The organism is Dyella sp. (assembly GCF_035508675.1).
GTDB lineage: Bacteria > Pseudomonadota > Gammaproteobacteria > Xanthomonadales > Rhodanobacteraceae > Dyella_B.
In genome coordinates, this window is record NZ_DATJMN010000338.1 from 1 (window position 1) to 4084 (window position 4084).

At 64.5% G+C, this 4084-nt stretch carries 4 protein-coding genes and 1 pseudogene; 4 read left to right on the forward strand and 1 reads right to left on the reverse strand.

From position 1 onward, the window contains the following. The first annotated feature begins 92 nt into the window (after positions 1–92). The 4 genes from VMA74_RS17975 to arsC are packed head-to-tail and all read left to right on the forward strand — an operon-like array spanning position 93 to position 3730. Positions 93–1031, forward strand: coding sequence for a segregation and condensation protein A (locus VMA74_RS17975; RefSeq protein WP_414649635.1), 939 nt, complete (start codon positions 93–95; stop codon positions 1029–1031). Between the two features lie 51 nt (positions 1032–1082). Beyond that, positions 1083–2033, forward strand: a complete 951-nt coding sequence (gene scpB / locus VMA74_RS17980; RefSeq protein WP_325369462.1) for an SMC-Scp complex subunit ScpB — start codon at positions 1083–1085, stop codon at positions 2031–2033. After that, complete coding sequence (locus VMA74_RS17985; RefSeq protein ID WP_325369464.1) at positions 2030–3379, forward strand: pseudouridine synthase; 1350 nt, start codon at positions 2030–2032, stop codon at positions 3377–3379. Before scpB ends, VMA74_RS17985 begins: the two co-directional genes overlap by 4 nt. A 6-nt stretch (positions 3380–3385) precedes the next feature. Beyond that, positions 3386–3730 (forward strand): arsenate reductase (glutaredoxin), encoded by a 345-nt coding sequence (gene arsC / locus VMA74_RS17990; RefSeq protein WP_325369466.1) that lies wholly within the window; start codon positions 3386–3388, stop codon positions 3728–3730. A gap of 52 nt (positions 3731–3782) precedes the next feature. Here arsC and VMA74_RS17995 read toward each other — a convergent pair. Continuing rightward, positions 3783–4084, reverse strand: a pseudogene (locus tag VMA74_RS17995) (AAA family ATPase); the annotation flags it as partial.

Consider the following 4084-nt stretch of genomic DNA (forward strand, 5'->3'; position numbering starts at 1 on the left):
CATGAACTCTTTGGTTTCCGTGTGGGAAAGAGGGTTCTGAGTCGTCCACAGAACGAACGCCAGCCTATCGGGCGGGCCAATGACATGCATTGATGAGCACTGAGCCAACCGAGTCTCAGCCTATACAAGCAACGCAAGACGCGTTTGCCGGGGTTCCGCAGCAGCAGGAAATGCCGCTGGCCATCGTGCGCGGCGAACCCATGCTGCAAATGCCGCAGGATCTGTACATTCCGCCGGATGCACTGGAAGTCATCTTGGAGGCGTTCGAGGGGCCGTTGGATCTGTTGCTGTACCTGATCCGCCGGCAGAACCTGGACATTCTCGATATTCCGATTGCCGAGATCACCCGGCAATACATGGAATACATCGAGATGATGCGCGACGTGATGCGCCTGGAGCTAGCCGCCGAATACCTCCTGATGGCGGCGATCCTGGCCGAGATCAAATCACGGCTGCTGCTGCCGCGCCCCCCCACGGAAGAAAATCTGGAGGAAGATCCGCGCGCCGAGCTGGTACGCCGCCTGCAGGAGTACGAGCGCTTCAAGAAGGCCGCGGAGGATATCGACGCCCTGCCCCGCCTGGAGCGCGACACCGTGCTGGCGCAGGCCGATACGGGCGAGCGCAACGTGATCAAGCTGCCGCCGCCGCTGGATCTGAAGGAAATGCTGCTAGCCCTCAAGGACGTGCTGCACCGGGCCGAGCTGTTCGGGCATCACGCCATCAAGCGCGAAGCGTTGAGTGTGCGCCAGCGCATGGGCGAATTGCTCAGCCGCCTGGAAGGCGACCAGTTCCACCGCTTCGAAAGCCTGTTCGACCCAAGCGAGGGACGGCTGGGCGTGGTGGTCACCTTCCTGGCCATGCTGGAGCTGGCCAAGGAGTTCCTGGTCAGCATCGTGCAGGAAGAACCATTGGCGCCGATCTACGTAAAAGCCAATACCTCGGCCGCAGGAGAAGCGGCCATGGTGGAAGAAGAACACATCGGCGGCGACGACGTGTTCGAGCCATCGGAAGCCGCCTCGGGCGGCGAGTAACGACCATCCACGCAAACATCGCAACTGCTATGGATACCTGATCCCAAGGCTATGCAGATCGAGCAACTCAAACCGATTATCGAAGCCGCCTTGCTGGCCGCCAGCCAACCGCTGAGCCTGGCGCAGCTGGGCGAGCTGTTCATCGAGGAAGACGAGGTCGACCGCGCGCAGATCGCGATGGCGCTCGAGCAACTGGCCGAGGACTGCCAGGGCCGCGGCGTGGAACTGAAAGAGGTCGCCTCCGGCTTCCGCTACCAGATCCGGCACGAGGTGCACACGTGGGTGTCGCGCATGTGGACCGAAAAGCCCAGCCGCTACTCGCGCGCCCTGCTGGAAACGCTGGCCCTGATCGCCTACCGGCAGCCCATCACCCGGCCGGAAATCGAACAGATCCGCGGCGTGGTGGTGTCTTCCAACATCGTCAAGACGCTGGAGGAGCGCGAATGGGTTCGCGTCGTCGGCCACCGCGACGTACCCGGCAAGCCCGCGCTGTACGGCACCACCCGCGCCTTCCTCGACTATTTCAATCTCAAATCGCTGGACGAATTGCCGCCGCTGTCCGACATCCGCGACATGGAAGATCCGCAAATGCGGCTGGACAATGAATCGGAGCCGCCCCGGCCGGTGCGCAATCTACCGATCGACCCGGATGCGGAAGACGCCGATGCTGAAACGCCTGTCGACCAAGCGCACACCGAACAAACCCATACCGAAGAAGCAGCGGCTCAAGCAGAGCAGCCACCCGAACAACACGTGGCAGCGGAAGAAGTCAACCACGCACCCACTGACGAAGCACCTTTGGACGAGGCACCGGAACATCCCGAGCCTTCGCTCCACGCAGAAGCAACAGTAGACGCTCCATCCCATACCGGCGAGCCCGCTGACGAAGCGAACACGGTCGCCGACACCGACACCCATCCCGCCACTGCCGACGAGGCAGCGGAATCCGCGGACGCCGCCCCTGGCTCCGCCGAGCAAGACACCGAGGAGTACCGCGCATGAATGCGCCACAAAAATCCGTATTGAGCCTCAAGCGCGCCACGCCGCCTGAAAACACCCCACCGATCGAAGAGCGCCTGCACAAGGTGCTCGCCAACGCCGGGCTCGGCTCGCGCCGCATGCTGGAGCAACGCATCCAGGCCGGCGACGTCGAGGTCAACGGCAGCTCGGCCAACATCGGCGCCAGCGTACGCGCCGGCGACCGCGTGGTGATCGATGGCAAGCAATTCGTCGTCGCCACCGACAACCGCGACGACGCCGAAGTGCTGGTCTACCACAAGCCCGAAGGCGTGGTGACCACGCGCGAAGACCCCGAGGGCCGCCCCACCGTGTTCGAACAGCTGCCGCGACTGAAAGGCGCGCGCTGGGTCGCCGTGGGCCGCCTGGACATCAACACCACCGGTCTTCTGCTGCTCACCACCGACGGCGACCTCGCCAACGCGCTGATGCATCCGCGCAGCGGCATGGAGCGCGAATACCTGTGCCGCGTGCATGGCGAAGTGCCGGACGAGGTGATCGAAAAGCTCAAGGCCGGCGTGGAGCTGGAAGACGGCCCCGCCCGCTTCGACGAAATCGCCATCATCAGCCGCGGCGGCAGCCATAGCTGGTTCCGCGTGGTGATCCGCGAAGGCCGCAACCGTGAAGTGCGCCGCCTGTGGGACTCGCAAGGCTTCCTGGTCAGCCGCCTCAAGCGCATCCGTTACGGCAGCATCGAACTGCCGCGCATGCTCCGCCGCGGCGACTGCGAAGCGCTCAACGAAGACGCCGTCAAGGACCTGCGCAAGACCGCCGGCCTCGGCGCACCACAACCGGTGCTGACCTTGAGCCCGGTGTTGCACCAGCGCCGCGCGCCGCGCAATGTGGTCGAATATCGCCCCGAAAAAGGCGGTACCGCAGCGTGGAGCGGCGGCTATCACGACGAAGCTCGCGAACTGCGCGCCTTCGATCGCATCCGCGAAGAACCTGCACGCGGCAAGCAGAAACGCCGCAATCCGAATCGCGAAGTGAACGGCAACGTCGCCGCACCGGAGCGGCCGAAGAAGATGCAAAAGAAGAAGCGCGGCATCGCCCCCGGCCAGGAATTGCCACCCGCCCGCACCTGGTTCGCCGGCGAAACCCGTGAAGGCGGCGGACGCAGCCACAGCGGCGGCCAGGCGCCTGGCAATCGCCGCGGCGGTGGCGGTGCGAATCCGTATGGCGGCTTCAACGCCGGCGGCACCAACAATCGCAACAACCGCGGCAATCGTCCCGCCGGCGGTGGCGGCGGTGGCGGCGGTGGCGGCCGGCCGCAACGCGGCAATCGCCCGCACGGCCAAGGCGGCGGCGGCAATCGTTCCGGCAACCGCTAAGCGATCGTGATCCGCATCTATCACAACGCGCGCTGCTCCAAGTCACGCAGCGCGCTGGCCTTGCTCGAGCGGCACGGCCAGCCGTTCGAGGTGATCAACTATCTCGAAACCCCGCCTACCGTTGCCGAATTGAAAGCGCTGCTGCGGCAACTCGGCATCACGGCGCAGCAATGGCTGCGCACGGGCGAGGATGAATATCGGCAATTGAAGCTCGATGATCCACGCCTCGGCGAAGACGCGCTCATCGCCGCGATGGCGAAACACCCGCGCCTGATCGAGCGACCTGTCGTGGTTGCAAACGGCAAGGCCGTGATCGGGCGGCCGCCGGAGAAGGTGCTGGAAATTCTCTGAAAGGCGCTGCGATAAAACGACGCCAGCTTTCCCGGTTCGGCCAGCGGTTCGTTTATCGCTCCAACGCCCATTGCCGATAGCAGTCGTCGATGGCGCGCGCGGACCCCAGGTAGACTTTGGGCAGATCGACGTTCCGGTAGAGCGCCGCATAGCGCTTGCGGTTTCGTGGAGTGACGACGGCGATATGGTGGATCATGTTCCACTTGATGTGGTCGCGACCGCCTTCCAACGCCCCCACCCTGGCTTCGCTGGACGATGCCCTTCTGGCATACCGGAACAGGCTGCGCAGCGTCGATATCTCCAGCACGATCATGCCGGTTGCCCGCGACAAGCGCTGCGGCACGCAGGCGAAGT

Coding starts and splice junctions, on each gene's coding strand:
- scpB (WP_325369462.1), top strand. CDS start 1,083: ATGCAGATCGAGCAACTCAAACCGATTATCGAAGCCGCCTTGCTGGCC.
- VMA74_RS17985 (WP_325369464.1), top strand. CDS start 2,030: ATGAATGCGCCACAAAAATCCGTATTGAGCCTCAAGCGCGCCACGCCG.
- VMA74_RS17975 (WP_414649635.1), top strand. CDS start 93: ATGAGCACTGAGCCAACCGAGTCTCAGCCTATACAAGCAACGCAAGAC.